This window comes from Streptomyces roseochromogenus subsp. oscitans DS 12.976, assembly GCF_000497445.1.
Lineage (GTDB): Bacteria > Actinomycetota > Actinomycetes > Streptomycetales > Streptomycetaceae > Streptomyces > Streptomyces oscitans.
The window spans coordinates 80,593-103,770 of the sequence record NZ_CM002286.1; the positions used below are offsets into that span (position 1 = coordinate 80,593).

A 23,178-nucleotide genomic window follows, 5' to 3' on the forward strand; every position below is an offset into this window, starting at 1 on the left:
ATTTGATCAAACTCGGCATGAGCAATGATCCACAGAGGCGTCGGAGGGATCTGGCCACAGGCCTCGCGACACGTCTTGACCTGCTCTGGTCCCACCCGGGAGGTCTCTCCCTCGAAGCCTTCCTTCACCGTCGCTTCGCCCGCCGACGAGTCCGGGGTGAATGGTTTGACTTCGCCGATGTTGATGCCGTGGCGCTTCTTCGGCGTGCGGCAGCCGATTTTGAGTCGGGGTCACATGATGTCGCGCTCTAGGGACATCACCCTGAATCCGACACGTGGCCCCTGGGGATCCCTGGAGTATCGCGGGAACGGTAGGGTGGCCCAGAACGTTGATCAAAAAGGAAGTGGCCCCATCCACCGGCCTTGGAAAAGCCAGGAGGGGCCACGTGGCCGACGGACCTTTGTGGTGGGGGTCCGGAAGCCTGCCGAGCACCCTTTTCGCGAGAAGGAAGGTGCCGACGTGATCAGGGTACCCGTACCCGCACGCGCACACACCGCACCCCGCCGTGGGGTCAGCAGCCTTGCCGGTTGCTGGTCCGTCGACGGGGCGCTTGTGTTGTCCGCACGCACCCCGGGCCGCACCTCTGGTGAGGGGGCCGGGATGACGTAGTCGTCGGGGGGCGGCGCCCGCATCGCGGGTCTTCATGCCGCCCCGGGCCACCCAGCCATAGGTGATTCGCCGTCACCCAGGCTCAGCGCCCATCTGCCACCGGAGGGTTTCGCCGCCCTCCGAAGGGATTGTTCGCCCGGTTCGCACCCGGCCGAACAGTTCGATTTCAGGTTCCGCAACCTGCTGAAGCACCCCGAGGGGGCTTCTTTGTGCCGTCTTCCAGAGAAGGAGGCCGTCGCCATTTTGCACGACGAGTTTGTCCTGCGCCAGCCTGCCCACGCCCGGTTGCTCCGGTTTTGCGGGCTGGATGCGTCTGATGTGACGCATTCCTGTGGTTGTTTTCTGCCCTTTTGTGAGGTCACTCGGGTAGTTGGGTGGGGGAGGGGTGTCACATCCGGCCGTTTCGGTGTCCCCCTTCCCTGCGTGATCTTCGAACTGTCAGCGTTCGTGTGCGCCGGTCCTGAGCAGGCTGTGGCGTGCTCCGTTGCGTACGAATCCGCCCGGGGCCGCCGACTCGCCCGTGGTATTCGGCCGTCTGGCTGGGTGTGGTCAGCCGGGGGTCTGCGGTGACTGCCGCAGCAGCTGCGACGGATGTTTCACCGTCGACGTCGGTCGGCAAGGGTGCGCGGCGGCTGCGGTCGATGCCAGCCTGCGGGAAGCCGGACAGCAAGGGCCCGGAGGACCCGCTGCGTCTTGGTCGCGCGATGCGGCTGCGGTTGCTCGCCGCGGTCCAGGCGCTGCTGGCGGACCCGTCGATCGCCGGGTTGAAGGACGCGCCGAAGTTGGCGGCAGTGGTGCTGTACGCGAAGTCGCGGGCTCCCAGGGGCGCGAAGAACGACAACCAGACGTCGATCTGGGTCGCGGAGCTTGGCCGGTGGCTGGGGGTGGGTGAGTCGTCGGTCCACCGCAACGTGCTGTCCCCGATGCGGAAGTCGGACGCGCTGCACACGAAGGTGGTGACGGACACACAGGGTCACCCGACCGGCCTTGAATGCCTGCTCATGCCCCTGTGGCGCGCCCGCAAGAGCGGCGGGGCCGTCCACCCTCTGGCGTTGTCGAAGGCGGAGCTGGCGACGCTGCTGCGCCTGATCGAGGCGCTGTTCGGGCCGGGCTGGGCGCCGGAGGGCAAGGAGCCGACGCCGCCGGGGCTGCTGGCCGGCCGGACCGGCAAGGGGGCTGCGACCGACCGGCTCGGGCTGCTGCTGATGGTGCTGACCACCCGTGCCTCGGGCTGGCTGCAACTGTGCGGCGGCTCGGTGAAGGCGCGGGAGGGGCGCGGCGCGGCGACGCTGGCCCGGCTGCTGGGCTGCTCGCCGGCCGGGGCGCGGAAGGTGCTGGCCCGGTTGACGGAGGCCGGGGTGGTGGCGCGTGAGCACAAGGCGACGGCGACGCGGATGCGCGGTCGTGGCCGGGTCATGCTGCTGCCAGTGGCCCGCGCGTACGGCCGGACGCTGGTCTCTGCGGAGGCCGTTTCGGGCTCCGGGACGGTGTTTTCGCAGCGTCCCGTTGGTGCAGTCGGAGATCATGGTCAGGCCGGTGCTGCTGGTGCCCTTGGTACCTCTGGGATCGGCGGTGCTGAGCAGGTCGGGGAAGCTGGGGATCAGGAGCGTCCCGATAGTGCAGAGCTCCACGCAGACCACGCTTCTGTGGTTATTCCCGTAGTTCCCCCGCAGCTCTCTTGTGGTTTTTCCGGCGAAGGCCGTGGGGCTGAAGGCCGTCGGTCGGAGCGCGCGTGCGTGCGCGAGGACCAGGCCGCAGACGGCCAGGCCGCCGTTGTCGAGTCGGCGTCGTCGGTGGCCGAGGACGGCCCGCTGCGCGGGGAAAAGCCGGAGAAGTCCCCGGTCGAAGGGCGTGATGGGCAGCGTGCTGCCGGGGCTGGAGCCGGTGGCCGACCGAAGGCCGTGGGTGGTCGAAAGACGCAGCAGCGGAGGGCGGGCCTTCCGGCTGATCTTCGTCTGCGGGTGGCCCTGGGGCCGGTGGCATGGCTGTGGCAGCGGCTGAGCCGGTGGCAGCAGGACCAGGTGGAAGCTGCGGCGAAGACGGAGCTGGCCCGCCTGGAGAGCCTGCTCGCGCTGCCCGGCGGTGCGCCGCGGCTGCTCGCCGACCGCCTCACCGACCGCCTGCAGGAGACAGGCGGTGAGGCCCTAGTCACCAGCCCGTACGGGTGGCTGATCCGGCGGGGACTGATCCAGCGATCCTCGTGCACGGACCGGCGCTGCGACGACGGAATCCGGCTGGATACCGGGACCGGGTGCGAAAACTGCGCCAACGTGATCCACATCCGCGCCGCCCGCCGGGCCCGGATCGGCTCGGACATCGACCGGGAACTGCCCGGCCTGTCCGCCAGGGAGCGCCGGCGCGTCCTCGAGGACCGGCTCCGCGAGCACGCAACAGCCGAGGCGGCGGATCTGGTGCGGCGGCGCGAGCAGGCCGCCGTCGAGCGGGCGCGCCGCGATGCCGCCCGTGCGGCTGCCCGGGAGAGGGCGGAGCGCGAGCAACAGGAGGCGGAGGCGGCGTGGCTGGCACGGGGGATGCTGCCGTGCGAGGACTGCGGCCTACCGGAATCGGCAGGTCTTTGCCCACAGTGCACCTCCCGCCGGCGCACCAAGGAGCTGGCGCGCCACACGGAGACTCTCATCCGGGAGGCGGTCGAGCTGGCCGTCGCCGCACGGGCCGACCTCACCGACCCCGACGCGGTCAGGGCGATGATCGAGCAGTGCGAGCGAGACACCCGGACTCTGCTGGCGGCGGCATGCGAGCGTGCCTGCTGCCAGGATGAGGACCCGGACGCGGTGGCCCACACCGCACCGCAGGTGGCACGGCGGATCCGGGACGAGCGTCGCGAGGCGGCACTGCGTCGGCTGGCCCGGTCCGAGGACGCCGAAGCGGAGGCACAGCGGGCGTTCCAGAGTGAGCAGGGCCGCCGCTGGTACCGGCACAACCCGACCAGTGCGGGGGCCGTCGCGCCGGCGACGAAGGCCGCCTACACCGCCCGGGAGCGTGCCGCCGAGTACCTGCTGACGTCGCGACTGGAGCAGCTGCGTGCGCAGACGGCGGTACGGCTGACCCGGCTGGCCGCCCGGCCGCTGGACGGCGGCACGGCCAGGGCGGTGATCGCGTAAGCACTGAGCTGAGCGGCAGCTATCTCGCCCGCCAGGCCCTGACCGCGCCGCCAGGCGGCGGAGCGGAACGGCGGCGCTGGCCAGATCAGCGTGACGGCCTGGCCGTCGGCGCTCCCCGGGCAGTTCGGTGCGTCGCCAGCATGTGCCAGGTAGAAACCTCCACTCTGGCCACGGAGTTGTTAACGCCGAGCAAGTCAGCCAGCCGATCCGGACCTGCCGGGCCGCCGACTGCCCCCTTGTTCACCGTCGCCGCCGGCTACCGCGACACCCTGAAGGACCACCACGTGAGCGATATCGCGCAGCAGTGGGACAACATACTCGCTGCGACCTCGATCGAATGCGGACACTGCCACGGGCCTGTGTCGCCGCCACCGCCCGGGACCGTCGACCCGCACTACCTGTGCCTGAACAACGCGTTTGCCGTGTGCGCGGGCGCCGTGATGCCCGCACTCGCCCTGGAGGACTACGTGGCGCATCACCTCTTGGGCGAGATGGCCAAGCCGGCCGTCGCAGAGGAACTCACACGCGGCCTCGTCCAGTACATGGAGCTGGAACAGGCTGCACAGCAGCTGGAGTTGGCCGAGATGGAGGACCGCGCCGATGCGCCAGCCGCCGCGATCGACGCCAAGCGTGCTGAGCTTCGGCGGCACCGGAGGACAGAGCGGTACCTGATGGACGAGGACGCCTTCAGCCCCCGCTGGCTGGCCGCGTGGTGGAACACAATGGACGCGCGCTGGAAACAGCGGCTGTGCCAGATCTTCTTCACCAAGATCGAACTTCGGGCCGGTCCGGCCCCGGACTCTGCCGCGCTGCACGACGCACGGATAATCCTGCACTGGCGAGCGCGGATCTGACCGGAGCCCCGCCAGCGGATGTTCCTACGGTCCGGCGATCAGCCAGAGGATGAGGACGGCGTCCAGGTCCTGGCTGTAGCGGTAGACGACGGAGATTCCGCGGCCGCCGGTCTGCTCGGGCAGCAGCTCGACGACGCGGGACTCACTGCGGGGGTCGGCGTCTGGCAGGCCGCGGCCTTGCGCCGGGTTGTCTTCGAGTGAGCGGCGCACGCTCTCGACGGCGGCCCGCTCGGTCGGGCTGAGTTCGGTGAGGATCTTCTCGGCGGGGTCGCTGAAGAAGGCGTGGGTCACCGGGCGGCCTCGGCGAGCTTGCGGCGCAGTTCGGCCTCAACGTCGTCGGCAGGCCGGGCGAGGGCGGCCATGGCGCCGGAGTCGTACCGCATGAGGACGCGGTGCCGGTAGGCCTGAGCGATCTCGCGGACCGCGGTCAGGTCGTCCAGCTCGATGGCGTCGAGTTCCCTCTCGAACTCCTGCCGGTCACCGGGGAAGCCCCACGTCGACAGCGCCTCGCGCAGCTCGGCGAGCGTGCGCATGGGCGGGCTGAACTGGCTGACGCCGGAGTGCTCGGGTTGAGCGGTCACGGTGGCCTCCTCCTGGGTGCTGCATACGACGCTACTCGGGAGCAGCTGGTCATGGGGAGAATCCCCCGACGACGGCAGCGCATCGGCCGGACACAGGCGCGTCGCCGGGGAGGACCCAGTCTCCCCTATGGTGGGCGGTTCTCCCCGCCGTGAGGGGTGCGGTGACCGGCCTCGGCGCGCGCCCGGTCCATGGCCCGAGCGAACTCCGGGTCGCGGTGGCGGCGCTGGTAGACAGCCGACGGGGAGATGCCGACGGCGGCAGCCGCCGCCTTCACACTGCCTTTCCTGCCCTCCCGGCGCAGCGTGTGGAGGAACCGGGCCACTCGCTGCGGGGTGAGCCGGAGCTGACGGGCGTAGCCGTACGGCACGGCGGCCTCCACGACAGCGTCACAGGCCCGCGCGTACGCCGGATCCGTCCGCCATGAACTCGGGTCACCCTCGCCCAGGATCAGCTCTGCCCGGGCGCGGGGCACCCCGAGCGCGAGCAGCCGAAGGTACTCGGCGCGGGCGATCCGGGCGCGCTCCGCGGCGGCGTCCGGGTCGCGGCCGGCCAGCGCAATCGTGAGCCGGACATCGCTGCGGGCCGCCGCCCATACCGATGTGAGTCCGACTCCCAGGGCTTCGGCAGCATCATCGAGGGCTTCGCCGTGCCGCAACGCTGCGATGAGCTGTTGCGCGGAGTCGAGCGAGGCGGTGCCGGTCATGGCGGCACCCTACGACGTGCCGCCGGTGGATCCTTCGAGGACGGACACGCCATCCGCGTGGGGGTGATACGCGGGTTCTGTGGCGTGTGATCTCCGTGCTGTTCTAGGCGCACCAGCGGGTCCTCCGCGCTGGAAGCCGGTGACCGTCCGACTTTGGAGAATCACCGCATGCCCCCCGGTTTCCCCGCTGGCGTCCAGGAACCAGGGGGTCAGATCAGCTGAGCCCGGCGGTCGGCGGCCAGGCGGTGCACCTTGCCCGCGACGTTCGCCAGCAGCTCCACCGCCTGGGCACGGTCGAGTGCGGCCCCGGCGATGGCCTCCTCGTCGTCGTGGATGAAGGCGCTCAGGTGCGAGTAGATGTCCTCCACCTCGAGCATCCAGCGCTCCAGCACGCTGCGGTCCCGGGACTTCTTGTCCCGGATCGTCGGCGCCTGCTTCCGGGTGTCGTAGGCGACGCGGACCGCGTCGAGCGCCTGGCGCAGCTCGGCGGCGACCGCGTTGAAGATGCCGTCGCGGATGTAGCTGCGCGCCGTCCGCAGCCGTCCCGCCGCCTTCTGCAGCTCCGGGTCGTCGGTGATCGGCACCATCACGTCGATGTACGAGGCCGAGCTGACCTTCTCCATCTGCGTGCTCCACTGCTCCGAGAAGACTTCGACCGCCAGGTCGCCGCCCGAGGAGAACTCGAAGCCGACCGGATCGCCTCCCACGGAGATGCCGCGCAGTCTTCGCAGCACCAGCCACAGCGCGCCGCCGGCCCGCAGTTCCTCAGTCTCCAGCAGCGCCTGGCCGCTCACGTGGCCGACGAAGACGGTCTGGTTGGGAGAGACCGTGACGTTGACGGCCTGCTGCACCGAGACCAGGGCCAGTTCCTGCAGGTCGTGGCTCGGGTTCTGGCCCACCAGCAGGGTCGCCGAGAGCAGCAGACTGGTCTGCGGTGTGGCCTGGTTCGCCCATGTACGGAGGGACAGCTCGAGGCGGGCGCCGCCGAGTACGGGCTGAAGCCGCAGTCCCTTGGGGGCCTCCTCCAGCCAGAGGGTGTTTCCGTTGGGCAGGTTGAGCGAGCCGGTCATCGGCGCCTCTCTTCTGATTAGAGGTGTGCTGAGAGAGTGGACCGGCACCGGGATCAGAAGCAATGCAATTCGGCTGCTGATCCAGCGGACTTGCGCCGTGGCCTGGGCTCGTTCGGTGGTTGGCCGTTCTGCTCCTCCCCGAGGGCTTCGACACCTCCCGCTGGCCGCGGGCCAAGTACATCCCGCTGCGCGCCGTCGAGGAGCGCCTGCCCGGGGAGTGCGACCGCCCGTGACCGTGATCCTGGAGGCGGCGGCCGCCGTCGACGTCGCCGAGCCGGACAGGGCTCCGGCACTGCTGGAGCCGGCGGCCGCCGAGCGCCAGGCGCTCATCGAGCGGTGGGCCGAACGTCACGGCGTCGACGCCGCCCGGCGCCTGGCCGAGGCCGAGGATCTGGCCGATGCGGTCGCCGCCGAGATCACCCCGGAGAACACCGTCGACACCTACGCCAAGAGCTGGCGGGTGTGGGAACGGTTCTGCGCCGCCACCGAGCTGCCGGAGCTGGAGGGTTACCGGGGGGGCTGGTGGCGTTCGTGACGTGGATGCTGCGCGAGGGCTACCCCGGGCCAGGTCCGGCTCACCGCGGTGCTCGCGCTGGTCCTGGAGGCGTCTGCCCGGCGCGGACGTCCCTCCTACCGCACCTCGGTTCTGGTCGACGGCGGCTGGTGGTTACGTCGGTTTGCTTCGTTCGCCTGCGCCTGCCGCGCGATTGCCAACAGGTCACGGGCGGCGGCAGCACTGATGATCGATCCCCGGCATGGATGGACTCTCACGCCCTGTTGTCGCAGGTCCATCAGTTCCTCGGCTACCTCTATCCGTTCCAGCAGGTCGGTGACGGCGGCATCGGACAGTACGAATTCCGCGGGGACGCCCTGCAGGTAGTCGCTCACCTGCTGCCATTGGTCGGCCGTGACGGATACGGTTTCGCCGGCGCGTACGCGGGCGAACCACGTCGGCTCGGCCGACTGGTCCAGCTCCATGATCCGGCCGAGCGCGGCTCGCGCCCGCTCGGTCCGCACCAGCATCTTCGCGTCGACCAGTGGGGCCGCAGCAAGCGGCGGCTCGGCGGGGCGCTGAGGAACGGACCGGGCGGGTGCTGGGGAGCGGCGACGGTGGAGCTTGGCGAGCATCGTGATCAGGCGGCGGAGGGCAGACGGCCGCGCCACTGCTCCAGGGCGTCAGCGGCGTGCCGGAGGTCAGTGATCAGCTTGTCGAGGGCTTCGACGGAGGGGACTGGTCCGTAGTCGTGCACGGCACCCGTGTGCTCGGACTCCGCGCCAATGTCGACGCGCGCGGGGCGGCGCCCCTCGTCTCGGGTTCGGTAGTCCTCGCTGCAGACGGTGGTGAACGCCAGGCGGAATCGGTCTGCGTTGATCAGCGAGGGCAATTCCAGGGTGATGGGCTCGGACTCGTGGAAGACCGAATCGTGCTCCGGGTCCTCATCGGTGTGGTCCGCAGAACACCATTGCGGGCAGTTGTCTCCCGTTACTGTCAGCATCCAGTCGTGCGCGTGCATGGAGGCGATTCTGTCATCTATTCGGAATGATCTATTCCGGATGCCTTCCGGCCCGCTCGCCGCGCAGCGGCGGACGACAGTCCGGGCGGGACAGCGGGATGACGCGGATCTCGGTGAAGCGGCGGATCGCGACTCCTCTAGCGGCTGCGTGTCGAGCGGGCCATCAGGCCGCCAGTCACGAACGTGTGCTCCGAGCACGCCGCACCGAGGCTTCCAGGGCAGCCATCAGGTCTTCGGGAGGGGCCGGTTCCCGTGGCGGTGCCATCTGCTCGCCAGCGGCGAGCGTGTCCACGAGCACGTTGAGGGCGGCGGCGTAGTCATCGTGCAGTTCGTCGACGTCCACGCCGGACATCTCGGAGACCTCCGCGAGCTCCAACTCACGCCCCGTGGTGGGGGCGGGGCTGGAGAGGTCACCCGGATCTCGGATCTCCTCCGGCCAGTGGAGCGTCTGGCACACCAAGATCCCATTCCTGGGCCTGAGCACGGCCAGCCGCTCACGCGAGCGGAGAGCCAGTTTGCACACGCCGATCCGTCCGGTGCGGGCCAGCGCCTCAACGAGGAGCGCGTACGGACGCTGGGCCCCAGCAGCAGCGGCTCCTACCCAGTACGGACGTGCATACAGCAGCGGATCGACGTCGCCGCTTTCGACGAAGCCCAGGACCTCGATCACTCGTTTCGTCGGCAGCGGCAGCGCGTCCAGGTCGGCATCGGTGATGACGACCGTCCGGCCGTCGGGGGTGTCCCAGCCACGCGCGGTCTCATGGGGGGTGAGCTGCTGTCCGTCCAGCTCGCATACTCGCTTGTGCCGCACCCGGCCGCCGTCGGCGGCATGCACGAGATGCAGGCCAGGCCCGTGTTCCTCGGTAGCGGCATACAGGTCGACAGGGAGCGCGACCATGCCAAAAGCGAGGGTGCCCTTCCAGATCGATCGCATGGCTCGACGTTAAAAGCGCAGGATGGCAAGCGCCCGTCGCGCGGAGCTGTACGAGTGCGGGCCGTAGCCGTCGGCCAGCTCGCGGAGCAGTACCGGCTGGCGTTCGCCGCCCCGTCGCCCTCGCCCCGATCATCGGGCCGCGCTATCTCCTGCTCCAGCTGGACTCGCGGCGGACAACGGACGGCATCAAGCCCTGCCCACAATCTCAACGCGTTGCGCTGGGGCGACGAGGTGCGCCCTGCGGCCGGCGTCGCTCCTTCCCGCACCACCGCGGTTGACGAGGAGAAGCTGGCCGCTGCCCTCGACCTCCTCGAGGTCCGCAGCGTCGACACGCTCGATGAGGTTCCCGACCTGACCGACCACTACGCCCAGGCCCTTGCCGCCCTGGTCAACGCCAACCTCCACGCCCACCACCTCGCCGGCCCGGTCGGGCCGGGGTGGCGTCCGCAGCTGGTCGACCTGATGGAAGCACTCCGACAGTCCGTCCAGGACGCTGGCGTCGAACGTGGCGAAGCCTCGCCCGGCGTGGCCTCGACGCCGTGGAACCCGCGCCCCCGTAAGCGCTCGTGACCCCGGCGGCGACCCGGTTCCGCACACGCAGCCACGTGCATCGTCGGTGCCATGCCCTCGAAAAGCGAGCAAGGCTGGGCGGAAGAACGAGGCGGGCCGGGCGATGGCGGCATCAGCCCGTGATCCCGAGGCCGATGTCAGGCCTGCAGTGGGAGCAGGGGCTGGTGCCGCCGGTGAGCAGGTGCCGGGCCTCCTCCCGGCCGACAGGGCGGCGTCGCTTGCCGGCCATGTAGCAGGAGCCCTGGTGGACCTGCACGGGCGGCCGGCCGACACCGATCCCGAGTTCGACGATCCACTCCGGCGGCTGCGGCTTCGCGCGGCGCCCTTGCTCCTGTTCGGCCTGCCGTTGAAGGAGCTGCTCGATCTTCCCGTCGATCCGCGCCAGCCACATCGCGTGCCACACCCGCAGCGTGTGCAGCCGCTCCAGATCAGGCGGCAGATCATCGAACATATTTACGATATTAAGGTCCCGGTCGGTCCTCGACAGGCTCACGATCTCGAAAATTTGTTCTACCGTGAGGGGTGGGAGGTGACCGAATGAACGAGGGCTCGATGCGGGTCGTGCGGTCGACAGTGATGCATGTGCGTTGCCCGGACCGGCTGCCAGAGGCGGTATACCGGCAGGTGCTGGAGCTGCTGTCCGGCCTGTCCCCGGTGGTCCAGGCCCTGCCTCCGACCGCGGCCTTGACCGAGCTCAAGGGGGCGCTGCGCTACCACGGCACCGATGCCCGCCGCCTCGGTGAGGTTCTTCGGATCCGGTCCATCTCCCGCCTCGCCGTCGACCTCCGGATCGGCATCGGCCCGTCGATCACGGTCGCCGCGACCGCCTCCGCCCAGATCCCCGATCCCGGAGGCGTCCTCGCCGTCGCCCCGGACCAGGTCGCCGACTGGCTCGGGCCGCTGCCGGTGGAGGCCCTGCACGGCATCGGACCGCGCCAGGCCGCCGTGCTCCGCGACTACGGCATCCACTGCATCGGCCTGCTGGCCTCCGTCTCTCCGGCCACCGTGCAGCGACTGCTCGGCAAGAAGGCCGGTCGGCTCGCCGCCGACCGCGCCCGCGGCATCGACCCGCGCCCCGTCGTCTCCCGCGCGCTGCCCGCCTCCGCCTCCGTACGCCATCGCTTCGACCGTCACGTCCTCGACGGAGCAACCGTCCGGGCCGTCCTGCTCGATCTGGCCGTGCATTTGGGGCTGCTGCTGCGCCGCCGCGGGCAGGCGGCGCAGGCGCTGACGCTGACCCTGAAGTTCGCGGGCGGCACCAGCTGGGAGAAGACCCGCCGCATGGCCGAGCCATCGGGCCATGACGACGATCTGCGCACCGTGGCCTATCAGTTGATGGACGCCGCCGGCCTCCAGCGTGCGCGTCTGACCGGGATCGCTCTGAAGGCCGAGGATCTGCTGGACGCCGACCGCGTTGCCTGCCAGATCAGCCTGGACGCTGGACGCGAGTCCCGGCTCGTTGCCGAACAGACTATGGACCGCATCCGCGCGAAGTTCGGCCCGGGCGCGATCGGCCCTGCCGCCGTCGCGGTGCTCCGCCGCGCTTCATGACCGGCGTTACCGACCGAGTTCCTGCCGCACGTCCAGGTAGCAGCGCAGCCGCACACCGGGCTGCCCGGGATCCCGCGTCGTCCGGTCCGCCACCGCGGTCGCCCATTGCGCGGCGAGCAAATCCTGGACGGCGAGGGCAGTGCGATCGTCGCAGGCCGCGATCTCCACCACGGCCAGCCCGGGCTCGGCCACATGTGCTTCGATGATCGGCTCCATGCCTGGCACGACGCTTCGGCGCCCGCCGGAGTTCTCCCGTCGCGCCGGCTTCACCCAGCCGAGTATCGGGCCGGCCGTTGTTGCCCCGGAGTCCGCCTCGGCTACTGCTCCTTCCGGCCCTCGCCGTCCTCGCGGCCGAGGGCGTGCTTGAGCTGGGACCGGGCCTCGGACAGCTCGGCCTGGGCGACGTGGTTCCAGAAGTCGTGGGTGACGATGGCGGTGGCCAGGTCGCGTTCCTTGTCGCGCAGCGCCGTGACGTCCTTCTGTTCCTGCTCCGACCAGCCCGGTGAGTCCGGGTAGGACCGGGGTGTGCTCTGCCAGCAGCCGTCGGGGCGCTGCCAGGCCTCCATCGGCTCGACGGAGTACGGCAAGGCTGTGATCAGGGCTGCGAGGTCGGCCCGCACCTGTGTGAGGTCCTGCTGCGCGGTGAGAAGGTCGTCGGGGTAGTCGTACGTTGCCACGGCTCTCACATTAGTTCGACCCGCTGACAAGGCTCCCGAGACAGCGCCTCTGCAGGGAGTCAGCGCCCGCTTAGAGTTATGAGTCCCGCAAGGGCGCGCTGCGCCACCAGATCCGCCTGTGACGGTATCCCGGCGCGGACCGCGCCGACCCTGGGACCGCAGTGCCATGTCGGTACGGAGTTACGCGGGCGCGCTCGTCGATCCACCGCGTCGGTACGGGGGAGCCGGGCATGATCCGCGGCGGTAATTCGTTGCCGTATCAGGGACGTGGCCGTCTGGACGGGATGGGTGAGCGGGGTGGGGTTACGTGCACAGGGCGCGGGTTAAGCGGACCGGGCAGCCGGTCTACGCATACGAGATCGACCGCCAGCCGTCGTGGCGAGGCGAGGACCTGGTCTGTTGGGAGCGCGACTGCGGCAGCGCCGTGCGCGAGATCGGCGGCTACACCAAACGCGACGGCACCCCCTATGCGGCGTATTTCCGCCTCAAGAACAACATCGAGCACCGTGCCGGCTGCCCGCTGAATCCGGTCGAGGTCATCACCTCGATCGCGCAGGGATCCGAGGGCCTGGCCACGGCCGACAAGGGCGTGCTGCGCCTGACCCTGCCCCAGGATCTTTCCCAGCCCGGCACAGAGCGTCCCGGCCCCGACGGTGCTCCGTTGGACGGGGAGGCGATCGACCGCCGGATCACGACGGTGCCGCCGCCGCTGCCCGCGCTGATCAACTCTGCGGTGAAGATCGTCCGGTTCCTGATCGCCCATGATTTCGACAGCAAGATGGTCAACCGGTTCAGGGTCCTGCCGTACGGGAGGAAGCGCCCCGTCCTGTGGGAGGAGTTCTGCTACGGGCCCACGTACACCTCGTACGCCGGGCTGTACACGCTTATCCGCACCGGCAGGCAGCCTGGTTACCCGGTCGCTCTGTACGGGACAGTGCAGCATGTGCGCCGGGACAGGAACGACCGGCCGTACGCGGTGATCGCCACCGCCGATCCGACCGGGGTGCTGCGCTTCGAAGTGGTCCTGCGCTCCTGGTATCCCTCGCTGATCGCCCCGCTGAGCGAGGGCACCCACGTCCTGGCGGTCGGCGACTGGGATGTGTGGGCCGACGGCCGCGTACCCCAGCTGCGGCTCTTTGCCGATGATCATTGGCAGATCGCCTACTGGACGAGCGATGAAGCCACCGGTGACGTGAGCGAACCCTCCTGCCCGCCGGCCCTCACTCCCCGCCAACGTGCTGCGGCGAGACCGGCACAGACGTCCACTGCGCGAACCGGGCGCGTTACCAAAGCCGTTGGCAGGCGCTCAGCCGCCTCGTCGGCTCGGCGTACCCCGGCGACACCGGCATCACCATCCGCGTCTTCGACTGCAACTTCCCGTACGCGGGCGCCTCAGCCCGCCGTGCGGAAGGATCCCCGCCCCACCACGGCGGCGCCGGATACTTCCGCCGCCCGGCCACTCACGCCTCCGGGCCGGGGTAGCGCCGGCCTGCCGATCCCGCTGCCCTCACCCCCCACTCCGACCGGCTCGCTGACGGAAGGAGTGGCGTCGCCTGGTAGCCCGTCGACACCCACGTCGGCCGAGCCGCAGTCACCACCTGGGCCGCCCCTGCCTGCCCGGCCGGCTGTCCCAGATAATCAACCCGCGCCGCCCCAGCTGCTCCCTCCGGTCCCGCCCCTGCCGCCGCTCCCGCCACCCGATCCGGGCGAGGGCGGGCGTCGGTGGGCCCTGGGGCGGTGGCTGAAGCGCGTACGGCGGCCGTAGGCCTCAGCCTGGGCGGTGGCAGCGGCGCCCGGCACGGGGCCGGGGATGTGGCGGGCCGCGATATCGTGGAGGGCCTGATGAGCACCGCACATGATCTGGGGGAGTCCCGCGTGGCCGAGGACCGCATCACGCAGAGGGAGATCGAGGCGCTGACCCGCCGCATCGAAGCGGTCGAGGACCGTGTCGAGGCGATGCAGGTGCAGACGGGTGGGAATTTCGCGGCGGTCATCGAGGGCCAGGCGGCGTTGCGCCGTGAGGTTCGTGATGGGTTTACCAGGGTCAACGACCGTTTCGATGCCCTTGAGGCGAAGATGGACCAGAATCAGGCGCAGATTGTCGAGCTGCTGACTGCGCTGGTCGGCAAGAACCCGAACTGAAGCTGATCACTGGTGGTGACCGCCGCCGTACGTGGCGCTACCGAAGGCCCGGATCCTACCGATCCGGGCCTTCGGCTTACCGGGCCGTGAGTGTCTTCCATCGGCTGGCCAGCAGTCCGAAGAGAAGGGTGTCGGTCCATTCGCCTGTGTTGATGTTCCGGGTGAATTCGGGGCGCTGGCCTTCGAGGAGGAAGCCTGCGCGTTCCATGAGGCGGGCCGAGGGGGTGTTGCGGGCGTCGCATTCGGCGGAGACGCGGTGGAGCCCCTTGGCGAACAGGTGCTCCAGGATGGCCTGCAGAACCTCGAGGGCGTATCCGCTGCCGTGGAGGGCCGGCCTGAGGGTGCCGCCCAGCTCGGCCTGCATGCGGTTGTCGTGAAGGAGCACGCCGAGGTCACCTGCGAGACTGTGGTCGGCCTTGAGCTCGATGGCGTACTGGAACCATCCGGGCTGCTCGGGGTCCTGCTCGCTGTACTTGCGAACCTGTTCCGTAGCGGCCTCGGGGGTGAGCGGGGAGGGCCAGGCCTGGTACCGGGCGATGTCCGGGTTATTGCGATAGGCCGCGAGCGAAGCCGCGTCGGCGAGCTGGAATCGGCGCAGGATCAGGCGCTCAGTTTCGATCATCAGTGCAGCTTGGCACGGCACGATGACGCGCCTACGGGAGTTCCCCAAACTCGAATGATCCTGCAGTCTGCGGACGTCCGGACCGACCGGCGAACCAGGAGGTTGGCTGCGGTGCATCTTGCCCGTGTCGGCAGCACTCGGGAATCATGATCTAGCCGCGAACTCAAAGGCACTCAAGGGGGATTGAGGGAATGCCGACACCACCGCGCCGGGATCTGGGCACTCGGGTCGCCGAAATGCTCTCGTCGCAGGCCCTCAACGCCCTGATCGGCATCATCGGCCTCGCCACGCCCGCCGTCGCGTGGGCGATGCAGCAGAAGAACCTGACGAACATCCTGCTGATCGTCGAGACGATCCTGCTGCTCCTCATGATCGCGAACTACATGTGGTTGCGCCGCATCTACATCCAGCTGCGGCGCGCTAACGACCGGGACATGGCCGATGCGAAGTACTTCGCGCTGATCCGGGCGCAGCTCGAGCAGGAGCTGATCGCCGACTTCGGTGAGATCGCCGACGGACATCTTCAGGTCTACGCGTCCGAGGTGCCGAGGCTGTCGGTCATGCTGTTCCGCATCTTGATCGAGTCCGGCTCCGAGCCCAAGCGGGTCCTGGCCGCTGATCTGACCACGAATCCAAGCCTGCTCACCGCGCGCCGCGAGTACCTGGCTGTGAACCGGCATCTGGTCGAGGCGGGCGGCAGCATCCAGCGCCTGTTCATCTGCTGGGCCGATGACCTGGCCAAGGAGAGTTTCGCCCGCTCGCTGCTGGAGCTCATCGACCACCACCGGTCGCTGGGCGTTCAGTGCGCCCTGGCTGTGCGTGACCGGCTGCGGGCCGACCAGGCCATCGACTTCGTCGTCATCTCCAATGCCGCTGTCCTGGTGGAGGAGGAGCAGGGGGATGCCGAATACATCCGCGGCCGCTCGTCGGTGTACTTCAAGTCGGTGGAGCGGTGGGCGGGCCGGTTTGAGTCGACCTGGGGTCACGGCTCGACCTCCGCACCGTTCGCGCTGAGCGCCTTCGAGTCCCGCGTTCGGCCGATGCTGGCGGGCGCGGGCTGGGACGAGGACGCTGTCCGGGCCACGATCGCCCAGCTGTGAGATCCCGACTCTGAACCTCTGGCTGTCAGTGCAGATCGATACAGTGCGGCCATATCCGCGGCCCATGCCCAGGGGAAGACTTATGGACCTGTCCTTCAACGGCCCGTACTACGCCGCCGCCGTGCTCTCCCTGACGACTGCGGCAGCGCTACTGATCTCGGCCGTCTCCGGGCATCGCCACGGCAACCCCGCCGGCGGCGTGCCGATGCTGCTCCTAGGCCTGTTCGTGGCCGAAGGCCCTGCGCTCTACGGGGCGCTCGTGGACGGCGATCCCGACGCGGACCTGACCGGTTCCATGCTGGGCGGCCTGGCCGGTGTCGGCATTGGGACTGTGGTTGGCCTCGCCATCGTCGTGTCGCTGACCACCCGCTGGTCCCGCCGCAGCGAGAGGTGAGCGGTGACGGTTCAAGACGGGTTCTGAGCGCCAGCCCGCCCGCGCCTGGCCTGTGACGCGGGCGGGCTGTGACCGGCGCCTAGACTGGCCTGGTCAGGGCTGGTCCCTATGGGGAGGGCCGGTAGCGAACGACGGACGGACACGATGGCGCTCTCGATCACCAAGACTCATGGCTCCCAGAACGACATCCTCGTCATCGACGGCGCCCCTACCGACCACTTCGCCCAGCCTGACATCGCCCGCGCCGTCGGGCTGATGTGCGACCGCCGGCGCGGGTTCGGTAGCGACGGCGTGTACTTCGTTGCCGACCACGGCGACGGAACGGCGCAGGCCTGGTTCTACAACCCCGACGGCTCCGCAGCGCTGCTGTGCGGCAACGGCATGCGCGGCGCCGGCCGCCTCCTGCTCGACCGCCACCAGGCCGAGAGCGTGGTGCTCCACACCGGCCCGTACGCCTTCACCGTCCGCGCCGCCGACACCACCTCGCACGGCGTGCGCCAGGTCGCCGTCGACCTGCCCGCCGTGGACTTCACCCCCGCCGAGCCGATCGTGGCCCAGGCCGAGGGTTCCTTCGTGGACCAGTTGCTGCCGGCCTTCCACCCCTCCCGCCGCGTCACAGCGCTCGCGGTGCCCAACTCGCACCTGGTCTCCGTTGTCGACACCTACGACGAGGCCGATCTGGTGGCCACCGGCACGCGGGTGGCCACCACGCCGGACGTCTTCCCGATCGGCGCGAACGTCTCCTTCGTCCTGCCGCTCGCGCCCGCAGAGGTGTTCATCCGCACCTTCGAGCGGGGCGCGGGCCTGACCCTGTCGTGCGGCTCGGGCGTGGCCGCCTCCCGCGCGGTGCTCTCCCGCCTGGGCCAGGTGGCCCCGGAACAGCCGGTGGTGATCCGCAACCCGGGCGGGATCGCCCGCAGCTGGCTGCAGCCGGAGGGGGACGTCTGGCGGCCGGTCCTGGAGGGCAACGCCACGAAGGTCTACTCCGCGCAGGTCGATCCCCAGGTGCTGCTCGGCGACGGCCCGGTTGAGTACGTCGGTGAGGCCTATCTCGACGAAGTTAATGCATTCGCCGCTCTGAACAGTGAGAATCGCAAGGTACTGCAGGAAGCCGGGATCAGCCTGACCGACGTCTAGTTCCAGCGGCCCGCCCCCGCAAGCGGGCTTGTGCCGCGGCCGCGCCGGATCTGGCCGCCCCCGGCACAGGGACCCGTGAAAGGGACGGTCTTGGTCACGTACCTGGGGATCATCGTCGCCGGTATCGCGGTGCGGCAGTTGGACCGCTGGTGGTTCAGCCCGCGCCGCGGCCGCCATCAGTTAGCGTCACTGCGCGACGTCATGGCGTTGCAACGCGCCCGCGCGAACAACATCACTCCCGTACTGCTGCTGGCCGGCCACTGGCTCGAGCTGCTCGGCTGGTGCCTGATCGCAGCGCACGGCGGCCTCGCTGGGTGGATGGCCGGTGCCCTCGCCGGTGCGGTGAAGTTTCGCCACCTGCAGGAGGTCAGTCACTTCGCCGTCCATGGCGTCCTGACCCAAAGCCCGCGCGCAGCCACTCTGCTTGCCGAAGCCGCCGTCCACATCCCGCTCGGCTTTGTGCCGGTCCCGGTCCGCCGCCGGCGCCACGTGCGCGAGCATCACCCCAACGCCACCGTGATCGGAGCCGACCCCAACCTGCGGGAGCTTCATGATGCGGGCCTGCATTCTGGGGTCACCTCGACCCGCTTCGCGCTGGCCCTGGTCTACCCGCTCACCCCGGCCGGCCTGGCCGCAACACTGCGGGGTATCGCCGACAACCTGCGCACCAGCACTGCGCGCTGGTGGCGCCCGGCCGGCTTCGCAGCCGCGCCTGTCGCCATCACGGCAGCCTTCGGCTGGCAGGCGACGCTGTGCGTGTTCGTCCTGCCCCGCCTGCTGCTGTATCCGCAGCTGGCCTGGATGTCCCTGCTCGTCGAGCACCGCTGGTGGGACGCTGACCCCATCGAGGGGCCGCCTGCCGTGGTCGAAGCCGCACGGTGTCTGCGTCTGTACCCGAACAACCCGGTGCTCGCCCTGCTCGCCCGGGGAACCTGGTTGCCGTATGGCGACCTCTACCACTACGCCCACTCCGCCCACCCTGCGGTGCGCTGGAACTACCTGCCCGCCGTGGAGAGGGGCATCGTCGGCACTCCCGCCTACACCCCGGATGCCCTGTTCCTCGGCGGCGACAGCGCGGTCGCGCGTCGGCACTTCAGCGCGCTGACAGGGAAGGTCGTCTCTCGGCCGGGCCTGCAGATGGGGCCGCTGGGGCAGAAGGAGCGCCAGCCGGTGGCCTGAGCATCTCCCCGGCGTCGCAGGCCTGTGCCGTCTGCCATGACATGCCCTTCACAGCCAGGCTGTGGAGGGCATGCTTCCTATCGAGGCTTCTGAACGCCGATCTCGTAGGCGACTTCCCACCGCATGTCAGGCACCACGATGTCGGCCGTCTCGACGGCGCGGCCGTCGGTGTCGTAGTAGGTGCGTTCGATGATGAGGACCAGGTCGCCGAGGCTGATGCCGAGGATGTTGGCTTGGGCCTGGGTCGCGCGGGCGGGGCGGGGAACTTCGGTTGCGGAGTCGACGGTGATCCCGATGGAGAGCATCCGCGCGACGACGCCTTTCCCAGCCATGGGTCCCATTTCGGGCAGCACGATCGGGGTCTCGCCGGTGATCGCCATCGGCTCCCAGCTGACCGTGACCTGCACCGGCTGTCCGTCGGCCAGGTACTCGTAATGGGTCCGCACACACAGACTGCCCGGAGCGATGCCCAATCGGTGGGCAATGTGGTCCGGTGCGGGTGTACGGGCCTGCGAATGGGACTCCCATGTACCCACTGAGCCGCACACGGCCGTGTCCGCCCCGGATGAGGGACCACCGGGCTGTTCGTGTTGGCGGATGCGGACCATCCGGCGGCGCTCGCGCGGTATGCGTACGTAGGTGCCGGAGCCTGCACGGCCCTCCAGCACGCCTTCGGTGATCAACCGCTCCTGGGCCTTTTGCAGCACGTTGGTGCCAACGCCGTAGGCGGTGGCCAGCTTGGCACGGCTGGGCAGCTTCTCGCCGACCTCCCATTCTCCGGCGGCAACGCGGCGGCGCAGGTCATCGGCGACACGCAGGTACGGGGGCGGCTCAAGGCCCATGCGGACTCCGTACGGCTCTGCCACGGCGGAACAGGGTGACCCAATTGACAAGCTCATGCGCCAGAAGGCGGCTACTGCAGTACCACTTTACGTGACTGACCTGGTGGAAGATCTGTGAGCTGGGGTTAAGGAGCATCGGATGAGGGGGGCCGTCCCGACGTACATCTGCGGCACCGTTCCTCCGATGCTGCTCACCGCCCTGCTGCCGGCGGGCCGTACCTCCGGTTCGCGATCCGCCTCGGACACGGGCACAAGTGCCCGGCCGCGGCGACTAGATCGCCGGGCAGTGCGGCCCTGGCGGCCGGTGGGCCTGCGTCGGAGATCACGGTGGGTGCGGGGTCGCAGCGAATCCCACCGGTCATCGCGGCAAAGCGTCAAGGCCCGGCACAGGGCCGGACCTTGACATAGACAGGAAGGGCGGGAGGTCCGCTGCTACAGGGAGTTGACGGTCTGCCGGATGCCGGCTTCATCCCAGGCGGCGTCGAGCAACGGGCGGGCGGCGTTCTCGTAGGTGCGCAGTGCCGCGGTGGCGGAGTCGGCGCCGTTGCCCCGGCCCCAGGCGGATTCGAATCGTTCGATCCAGCGGTCGACGCCCTTGAAATGGACGGTGCTGCGGCCCTTGGTGTAGTCGGCGTCGCCTTGTTCTTCTTCGACGAGGGCGGCGGCTGCGGAGATGATGACGACGTCCACGGCCTGGTCGGCGCGCAGCCGGTCACGTACGGCCAGTCCGCACGTGACGCCCAGGTCGCGGTGGTAGTTGATGAGGTTCAGCAGGCTGCGGGCGTAGTCCTCGCGGGTCAGGTCGCGTTCGTAGGCGATGAACAGCCTGCTGATGGTGCCGCCGGCCTGAAGCAGCTGGCGGTTTGCGGCGAGGTACTCGCGGCGGCGGGTCAGCAGGTCGGGGTCGGTGGTCAGGTCGCTGGCGAGGATCCGCTGGGGCTGCGACTGGGACTCCATCAGTGTCTGGAGCAGCATGACCGACAGGCGGGGCACTTCGGTGGCGTAGACCTGGAGGTGACCGTCAGCGACGGAGCCGTAGTCGGAGACCAGCTCGTTCTCCAGCTTCGCCCGGACCAGGTCGTAATAGTGCGCGTCATCCATGTCCCGCAGGTTATTGGCACGCCTCAGCTGAATGAAGCGCTTGCGCAGCCAGATGTGCGAGCCGACCAGTGCCATCACGATCAACGTCTCGACGATCAGGAGGGCATTCTTTGTGGTTCCGCCCGCGGTGAGCCACGCGGTGATCGGGGTGACGATTCCGATGACCCCGATCAGGTTCGTGAGCGCGGGTGACGCTAAGGCGTCGACGGCCCGCCCTGCGGAGTCGCTGCGCGGTGCGGCCATGAGCCCGTCCCCTCCCTAACTTCAGCCCCTACGGGCCGTGCTGTGTGTTGATGACCAAGCCGACCCCGGGCGGGCGCGGGCTCCCCCGGGCCAGTGTCAGGTGCGGGGCACCGTGTCGAGGGGGAGGTCGTACGTGATGTCCCACCGCTCCGCCGGCACCAGGATGTCCGCCGTCTCCACGGGCCGGCCGCCAGTGTCGTAGTGCGTGCGCTCGATCCGCACCGCCTGCGCGCCAGGGGTGGTGCCGAGCAGCTGTGCTGTCTCGCGGTCGAGCTGGACGGGGCGGGGCACCTCGGTGACGCGCGCGACGGTGATGCCGATCTGGGCCATCCGTTCGACCACTCCGCGGCCGGCCAGGGGACCGCCCTCGGGCAGGACGACCGGGGTGCCCTTGGTCAGGGCGTAGGGCTCCCAGCTGGTGGCCGTCAGCACGCACCGGACGTCAGCGAGCACCTCGTATTCGGTGTGAACGCATAGCCCGCCCTCCGCGATGCCCAGGCGGGCGGCGATCGGTGCCGGGGCCGCGACCTTGGCGGTGCTCTCCGCTTCCACGCTCGTTGGAAGGCCGGCCGGGGTGAGCCCGAGGCGGCCTGGCGCGGCGATGGGGGTCCAGGTGCGCGGCAGGATGTGGCGTTCGCGCGGGGCGCGGACGAAAGTGCCGCGGCCGCGGCCGCGGAAGCTCTCCAGCAGGCCCTCGGCGAGGAGGATCTCCAGGGCCTGGCGGACGGTGTTTTCTCCTACGCCGTATTCGGCGGCCAGCGCGGGCCGGTTGGGGAGTTTGTGGCCGGGCTGCCAAGTGCCGTCGGCGATGCGGTCTCGGATGGCCTGGGCGACGCGCAGGTACCCCGCCTCCTGACGGTCAGCCATGCATCTCCCTGATCTCCCCTTGCTCACAGCCTGGTTGAAACGGATTGACAATTTAGTCCACCAATAAAAAAATGGGGGACCAATAAGAGCGCGCAGTAATCGCCACTAGATCGAATGTGGGTGCAGTGGGCTACGACCGCCACCAGAGAGCCGCCATCCGTACTGCGGCCGCGACGGTCGCCCAGCAGCTCGCCGAGCTGACCGGCACCCCGCCCCGCATCGCCGCAGAGCTGGATGCGATCCGTATCGAGGCCGACGTCACCGACGCGGCTCTACAGCGGTGGACCCGTCTCCTGGCCGTCCTCGAGCTCGGCACCGAGTACGGCGTCAGCAGCACCCCCGACGGACAGATCGCCTGGCTGCGCATCGAATTACGACGACAAGGCCCCCGCCCATGAACACCAGTACCCAGACCGTCAGCGTGCCCTTCGCCAAGGGGCATGGCTGTGCGAACTCCTTCATCGTTCTGCCCGACCCCCACGGTCGCTTCCGCCTCAATGAGGCGACCATCTGCAGCCTGGCCGACCCCCACACCGGAGTCGGAGCCGACGGCATCCTGCGCGCCGTGCGCTGCGCCGCCGAGCCCGAGGCCGCCGCGATGGCCGACCGAGCCGAGTGGTTCATGGACTACCGCAACGCCGACGGGACTCCCGGTTCGATGTGCGGCAACGGCATCCGTGTCCTGGCCCGCTACCTCGTGGACACCGGCCGGTGCACGCCGGGCTCCTTCGCCATCGCCACCCGCGCCGGCATCCGTCACGTCTACGTTCCCGACCGAAGCCACGGTCTGCGGGGCACGGTCACCGTGGCCATGGGCATCCCCGCCTTCCCGGGCCCCGACGACATCACCGTCACCACCAGCGGTGGGAAAAGCTGGCCCGCCACCCATGTCGACGTGGGCAACCCCCACGCCGTCGTTTTCGTCGACGCCCTCGCAGACGCCGGAGACCTGAGCATCCCGCCCGCCGTCGAACCGGCCGGCGCCTATCCCTTCGGGGTCACCATCGAGGTCGCCGTCGTGCTCGGTACGGACCACCTCGCGCTGCGCGTCCACGAGCGGGGTGTGGGCGAAACCCGCGCCTGCGGCACCGGCGCCTGCGCCGCCGTCGCCGCCCACCGGCACCACACCGGCCAGAGCGACGCCGCCGACTACCGCGTCGACCTCCCCGGCGGAACCCTGCACGTGTCCGTTGCGGCCGACGGCGCCATGACTCTGACCGGCCCCGCCGTCATCACCACCGTGGGCACGATCCGCCTTCCCCACGCCGGGGAAACCTGCGACTGACCCAAGGCGCGTCGGCAACGGCACCTGCCGAGCCGTCGTGCCAGGCCGATGCGGGGGTCGCACTGCCGCAGACTGCCCCC

Annotated in this window: 28 protein-coding genes; 14 read left to right on the forward strand and 14 right to left on the reverse strand. The window is 69.7% G+C overall.

The features are described from left to right. The 3 genes from M878_RS95850 to M878_RS91740 form a co-directional block, all read left to right on the forward strand. A partial coding sequence (locus M878_RS95850; protein ID WP_209445718.1) for a GIY-YIG nuclease family protein occupies positions 1-251 on the forward strand: 251 nt, incomplete at its 5' end. Positions 252-1,250: 999 nt separating this feature from the next. Next, positions 1,251-3,731: a hypothetical protein gene (locus M878_RS91735; RefSeq protein ID WP_209445720.1), complete on the forward strand. Its 2,481-nt coding sequence runs from the start codon at positions 1,251-1,253 to the stop codon at positions 3,729-3,731. A gap of 236 nt (positions 3,732-3,967) precedes the next feature. After that, positions 3,968-4,585, forward strand: coding sequence for a hypothetical protein (locus tag M878_RS91740; protein WP_023554077.1), 618 nt, complete (start codon positions 3,968-3,970; stop codon positions 4,583-4,585). A 24-nt stretch (positions 4,586-4,609) separates the two neighbouring features. On the opposite strand, the gene M878_RS91745 is transcribed toward M878_RS91740, so the two are convergent. The 4 genes from M878_RS91745 to M878_RS91760 form a co-directional block, all read right to left on the reverse strand. After that, the gene (locus M878_RS91745; RefSeq protein WP_023554078.1) at positions 4,610-4,876 is read right to left on the reverse strand and encodes a hypothetical protein; all 267 of its coding nucleotides are present in this window, start codon (positions 4,874-4,876) and stop codon (positions 4,610-4,612) included. Continuing rightward, entirely contained in the window at positions 4,873-5,166 is a 294-nt protein-coding gene (locus M878_RS91750; RefSeq protein ID WP_023554079.1) for a hypothetical protein, read from the reverse strand. Before M878_RS91750 ends, M878_RS91745 begins: the two co-directional genes overlap by 4 nt. Before the next feature lie 125 nt (positions 5,167-5,291). Beyond that, positions 5,292-5,870, reverse strand: a complete 579-nt coding sequence (locus tag M878_RS91755; protein WP_023554080.1) for a hypothetical protein — start codon at positions 5,868-5,870, stop codon at positions 5,292-5,294. A gap of 209 nt (positions 5,871-6,079) precedes the next feature. Further along, a complete protein-coding gene (locus M878_RS91760; RefSeq protein ID WP_023554081.1) occupies positions 6,080-6,940 on the reverse strand; it encodes a hypothetical protein in 861 nt (286 codons plus the stop codon). Between the two features lie 229 nt (positions 6,941-7,169). On the opposite strand from M878_RS91760, the gene M878_RS99170 reads away from it, so the two are divergent. Beyond that, positions 7,170-7,475, forward strand: coding sequence for a hypothetical protein (locus tag M878_RS99170; protein ID WP_023554083.1), 306 nt, complete (start codon positions 7,170-7,172; stop codon positions 7,473-7,475). A 95-nt stretch (positions 7,476-7,570) separates the two neighbouring features. On the opposite strand, the gene M878_RS91770 is transcribed toward M878_RS99170, so the two are convergent. From M878_RS91770 to ku, 3 genes are all read right to left on the reverse strand, one after another. Next, on the reverse strand, positions 7,571-8,068 hold the full coding sequence (locus M878_RS91770) for a hypothetical protein (protein ID WP_158692951.1): 498 nt from the start codon (positions 8,066-8,068) through the stop codon (positions 7,571-7,573). Between the two features lie 5 nt (positions 8,069-8,073). Then, on the reverse strand, positions 8,074-8,454 hold the full coding sequence (locus tag M878_RS91775; RefSeq protein ID WP_023554085.1) for a DUF6907 domain-containing protein: 381 nt from the start codon (positions 8,452-8,454) through the stop codon (positions 8,074-8,076). Between the two features lie 175 nt (positions 8,455-8,629). Further along, positions 8,630-9,388 carry a non-homologous end joining protein Ku gene (ku, locus tag M878_RS91780; RefSeq protein WP_031227515.1) on the reverse strand — a complete coding sequence of 253 codons (759 nt, stop codon included), beginning with the start codon at positions 9,386-9,388 and terminating at the stop codon, positions 8,630-8,632. A 54-nt stretch (positions 9,389-9,442) separates the two neighbouring features. Between ku and M878_RS91785 the strand changes: the two genes are divergently transcribed. Further along, positions 9,443-9,958 (forward strand): Ku family protein, encoded by a 516-nt coding sequence (locus M878_RS91785; RefSeq protein ID WP_158692952.1) that lies wholly within the window; start codon positions 9,443-9,445, stop codon positions 9,956-9,958. Positions 9,959-10,070: 112 nt separating this feature from the next. Here the strand turns inward: M878_RS91785 and M878_RS91790 are convergent, their stop codons facing one another. After that, a complete protein-coding gene (locus M878_RS91790; protein WP_023554088.1) occupies positions 10,071-10,409 on the reverse strand; it encodes a DUF6233 domain-containing protein in 339 nt (112 codons plus the stop codon). 86 nt (positions 10,410-10,495) lie between these two features. On the opposite strand from M878_RS91790, the gene M878_RS91795 reads away from it, so the two are divergent. Next, complete coding sequence (locus M878_RS91795) at positions 10,496-11,509, forward strand: DNA polymerase Y family protein (RefSeq protein ID WP_023554089.1); 1,014 nt, start codon at positions 10,496-10,498, stop codon at positions 11,507-11,509. A 6-nt stretch (positions 11,510-11,515) separates the two neighbouring features. On the opposite strand, the gene M878_RS91800 is transcribed toward M878_RS91795, so the two are convergent. Both M878_RS91800 and M878_RS91805 read right to left on the reverse strand, forming a co-directional pair. After that, the gene (locus M878_RS91800) at positions 11,516-11,725 is read right to left on the reverse strand and encodes a DUF6207 family protein (RefSeq protein ID WP_023554090.1); all 210 of its coding nucleotides are present in this window, start codon (positions 11,723-11,725) and stop codon (positions 11,516-11,518) included. A gap of 101 nt (positions 11,726-11,826) precedes the next feature. Next, complete coding sequence (locus tag M878_RS91805; protein WP_023554091.1) at positions 11,827-12,186, reverse strand: hypothetical protein; 360 nt, start codon at positions 12,184-12,186, stop codon at positions 11,827-11,829. 307 nt (positions 12,187-12,493) lie between these two features. Between M878_RS91805 and M878_RS98150 the strand changes: the two genes are divergently transcribed. After that, positions 12,494-13,951, forward strand: a complete 1,458-nt coding sequence (locus tag M878_RS98150) for a hypothetical protein (protein WP_158692953.1) — start codon at positions 12,494-12,496, stop codon at positions 13,949-13,951. A 77-nt stretch (positions 13,952-14,028) separates the two neighbouring features. After that, complete coding sequence (locus M878_RS97165) at positions 14,029-14,328, forward strand: hypothetical protein (RefSeq protein ID WP_158692954.1); 300 nt, start codon at positions 14,029-14,031, stop codon at positions 14,326-14,328. A gap of 76 nt (positions 14,329-14,404) precedes the next feature. Here the strand turns inward: M878_RS97165 and M878_RS91820 are convergent, their stop codons facing one another. Further along, positions 14,405-14,950, reverse strand: coding sequence for a GNAT family N-acetyltransferase (locus tag M878_RS91820; protein WP_023554094.1), 546 nt, complete (start codon positions 14,948-14,950; stop codon positions 14,405-14,407). Between the two features lie 191 nt (positions 14,951-15,141). Between M878_RS91820 and M878_RS91825 the strand changes: the two genes are divergently transcribed. The 4 genes from M878_RS91825 to M878_RS91840 all read left to right on the forward strand — a co-directional run bounded on the left by M878_RS91825 (position 15,142) and on the right by M878_RS91840 (position 18,760). Then, entirely contained in the window at positions 15,142-16,050 is a 909-nt protein-coding gene (locus tag M878_RS91825; RefSeq protein ID WP_031227516.1) for a hypothetical protein, read from the forward strand. An 82-nt stretch (positions 16,051-16,132) separates the two neighbouring features. Beyond that, positions 16,133-16,444 carry a hypothetical protein gene (locus M878_RS91830; protein ID WP_023554096.1) on the forward strand — a complete coding sequence of 104 codons (312 nt, stop codon included), beginning with the start codon at positions 16,133-16,135 and terminating at the stop codon, positions 16,442-16,444. A gap of 144 nt (positions 16,445-16,588) precedes the next feature. Beyond that, positions 16,589-17,581: a diaminopimelate epimerase gene (dapF, locus tag M878_RS92810; RefSeq protein ID WP_023554097.1), complete on the forward strand. Its 993-nt coding sequence runs from the start codon at positions 16,589-16,591 to the stop codon at positions 17,579-17,581. Between the two features lie 90 nt (positions 17,582-17,671). Further along, a complete protein-coding gene (locus M878_RS91840) occupies positions 17,672-18,760 on the forward strand; it encodes a fatty acid desaturase (RefSeq protein ID WP_023554098.1) in 1,089 nt (362 codons plus the stop codon). Between the two features lie 77 nt (positions 18,761-18,837). Here M878_RS91840 and M878_RS91845 read toward each other — a convergent pair whose 3' ends face one another. From M878_RS91845 to M878_RS91855, 3 genes are all read right to left on the reverse strand, one after another. After that, positions 18,838-19,602, reverse strand: a complete 765-nt coding sequence (locus tag M878_RS91845) for a GntR family transcriptional regulator (protein WP_023554099.1) — start codon at positions 19,600-19,602, stop codon at positions 18,838-18,840. Between the two features lie 432 nt (positions 19,603-20,034). Next, positions 20,035-20,946, reverse strand: coding sequence for a hypothetical protein (locus M878_RS91850; protein WP_023554100.1), 912 nt, complete (start codon positions 20,944-20,946; stop codon positions 20,035-20,037). A gap of 96 nt (positions 20,947-21,042) precedes the next feature. After that, the gene (locus tag M878_RS91855; protein ID WP_023554101.1) at positions 21,043-21,813 is read right to left on the reverse strand and encodes a GntR family transcriptional regulator; all 771 of its coding nucleotides are present in this window, start codon (positions 21,811-21,813) and stop codon (positions 21,043-21,045) included. 125 nt (positions 21,814-21,938) lie between these two features. Between M878_RS91855 and M878_RS91860 the strand changes: the two genes are divergently transcribed. Beyond that, positions 21,939-22,211, forward strand: coding sequence for a hypothetical protein (locus tag M878_RS91860; RefSeq protein WP_023554102.1), 273 nt, complete (start codon positions 21,939-21,941; stop codon positions 22,209-22,211). Continuing rightward, entirely contained in the window at positions 22,208-23,098 is an 891-nt protein-coding gene (gene dapF / locus M878_RS91865) for a diaminopimelate epimerase (protein WP_023554103.1), read from the forward strand. The genes M878_RS91860 and dapF (M878_RS91865) overlap by 4 nt, the downstream gene beginning before the upstream one ends. The last annotated feature ends 80 nt before the right edge of the window (positions 23,099-23,178 follow it).

Coding starts and splice junctions, on each gene's coding strand:
- M878_RS91855 (WP_023554101.1), bottom strand. CDS start 21,813: ATGGCTGACCGTCAGGAGGCGGGGTACCTGCGCGTCGCCCAGGCCATC.
- M878_RS91830 (WP_023554096.1), top strand. CDS start 16,133: ATGGACCTGTCCTTCAACGGCCCGTACTACGCCGCCGCCGTGCTCTCC.
- M878_RS91755 (WP_023554080.1), bottom strand. CDS start 5,870: ATGACCGGCACCGCCTCGCTCGACTCCGCGCAACAGCTCATCGCAGCG.
- M878_RS97165 (WP_158692954.1), top strand. CDS start 14,029: ATGAGCACCGCACATGATCTGGGGGAGTCCCGCGTGGCCGAGGACCGC.
- M878_RS91825 (WP_031227516.1), top strand. CDS start 15,142: ATGCCGACACCACCGCGCCGGGATCTGGGCACTCGGGTCGCCGAAATG.
- M878_RS91795 (WP_023554089.1), top strand. CDS start 10,496: ATGAACGAGGGCTCGATGCGGGTCGTGCGGTCGACAGTGATGCATGTG.
- M878_RS91735 (WP_209445720.1), top strand. CDS start 1,251: ATGCCAGCCTGCGGGAAGCCGGACAGCAAGGGCCCGGAGGACCCGCTG.
- dapF (WP_023554103.1), top strand. CDS start 22,208: ATGAACACCAGTACCCAGACCGTCAGCGTGCCCTTCGCCAAGGGGCAT.
- M878_RS91820 (WP_023554094.1), bottom strand. CDS start 14,950: ATGATCGAAACTGAGCGCCTGATCCTGCGCCGATTCCAGCTCGCCGAC.
- M878_RS91845 (WP_023554099.1), bottom strand. CDS start 19,602: ATGGGCCTTGAGCCGCCCCCGTACCTGCGTGTCGCCGATGACCTGCGC.
- M878_RS91770 (WP_158692951.1), bottom strand. CDS start 8,068: ATGCTCGCCAAGCTCCACCGTCGCCGCTCCCCAGCACCCGCCCGGTCC.
- M878_RS91850 (WP_023554100.1), bottom strand. CDS start 20,946: ATGGCCGCACCGCGCAGCGACTCCGCAGGGCGGGCCGTCGACGCCTTA.
- M878_RS91775 (WP_023554085.1), bottom strand. CDS start 8,454: ATGCACGCGCACGACTGGATGCTGACAGTAACGGGAGACAACTGCCCG.
- M878_RS91800 (WP_023554090.1), bottom strand. CDS start 11,725: ATGGAGCCGATCATCGAAGCACATGTGGCCGAGCCCGGGCTGGCCGTG.
- dapF (WP_023554097.1), top strand. CDS start 16,589: ATGGCGCTCTCGATCACCAAGACTCATGGCTCCCAGAACGACATCCTC.
- ku (WP_031227515.1), bottom strand. CDS start 9,388: ATGCGATCGATCTGGAAGGGCACCCTCGCTTTTGGCATGGTCGCGCTC.
- M878_RS91760 (WP_023554081.1), bottom strand. CDS start 6,940: ATGACCGGCTCGCTCAACCTGCCCAACGGAAACACCCTCTGGCTGGAG.
- M878_RS91790 (WP_023554088.1), bottom strand. CDS start 10,409: ATGTTCGATGATCTGCCGCCTGATCTGGAGCGGCTGCACACGCTGCGG.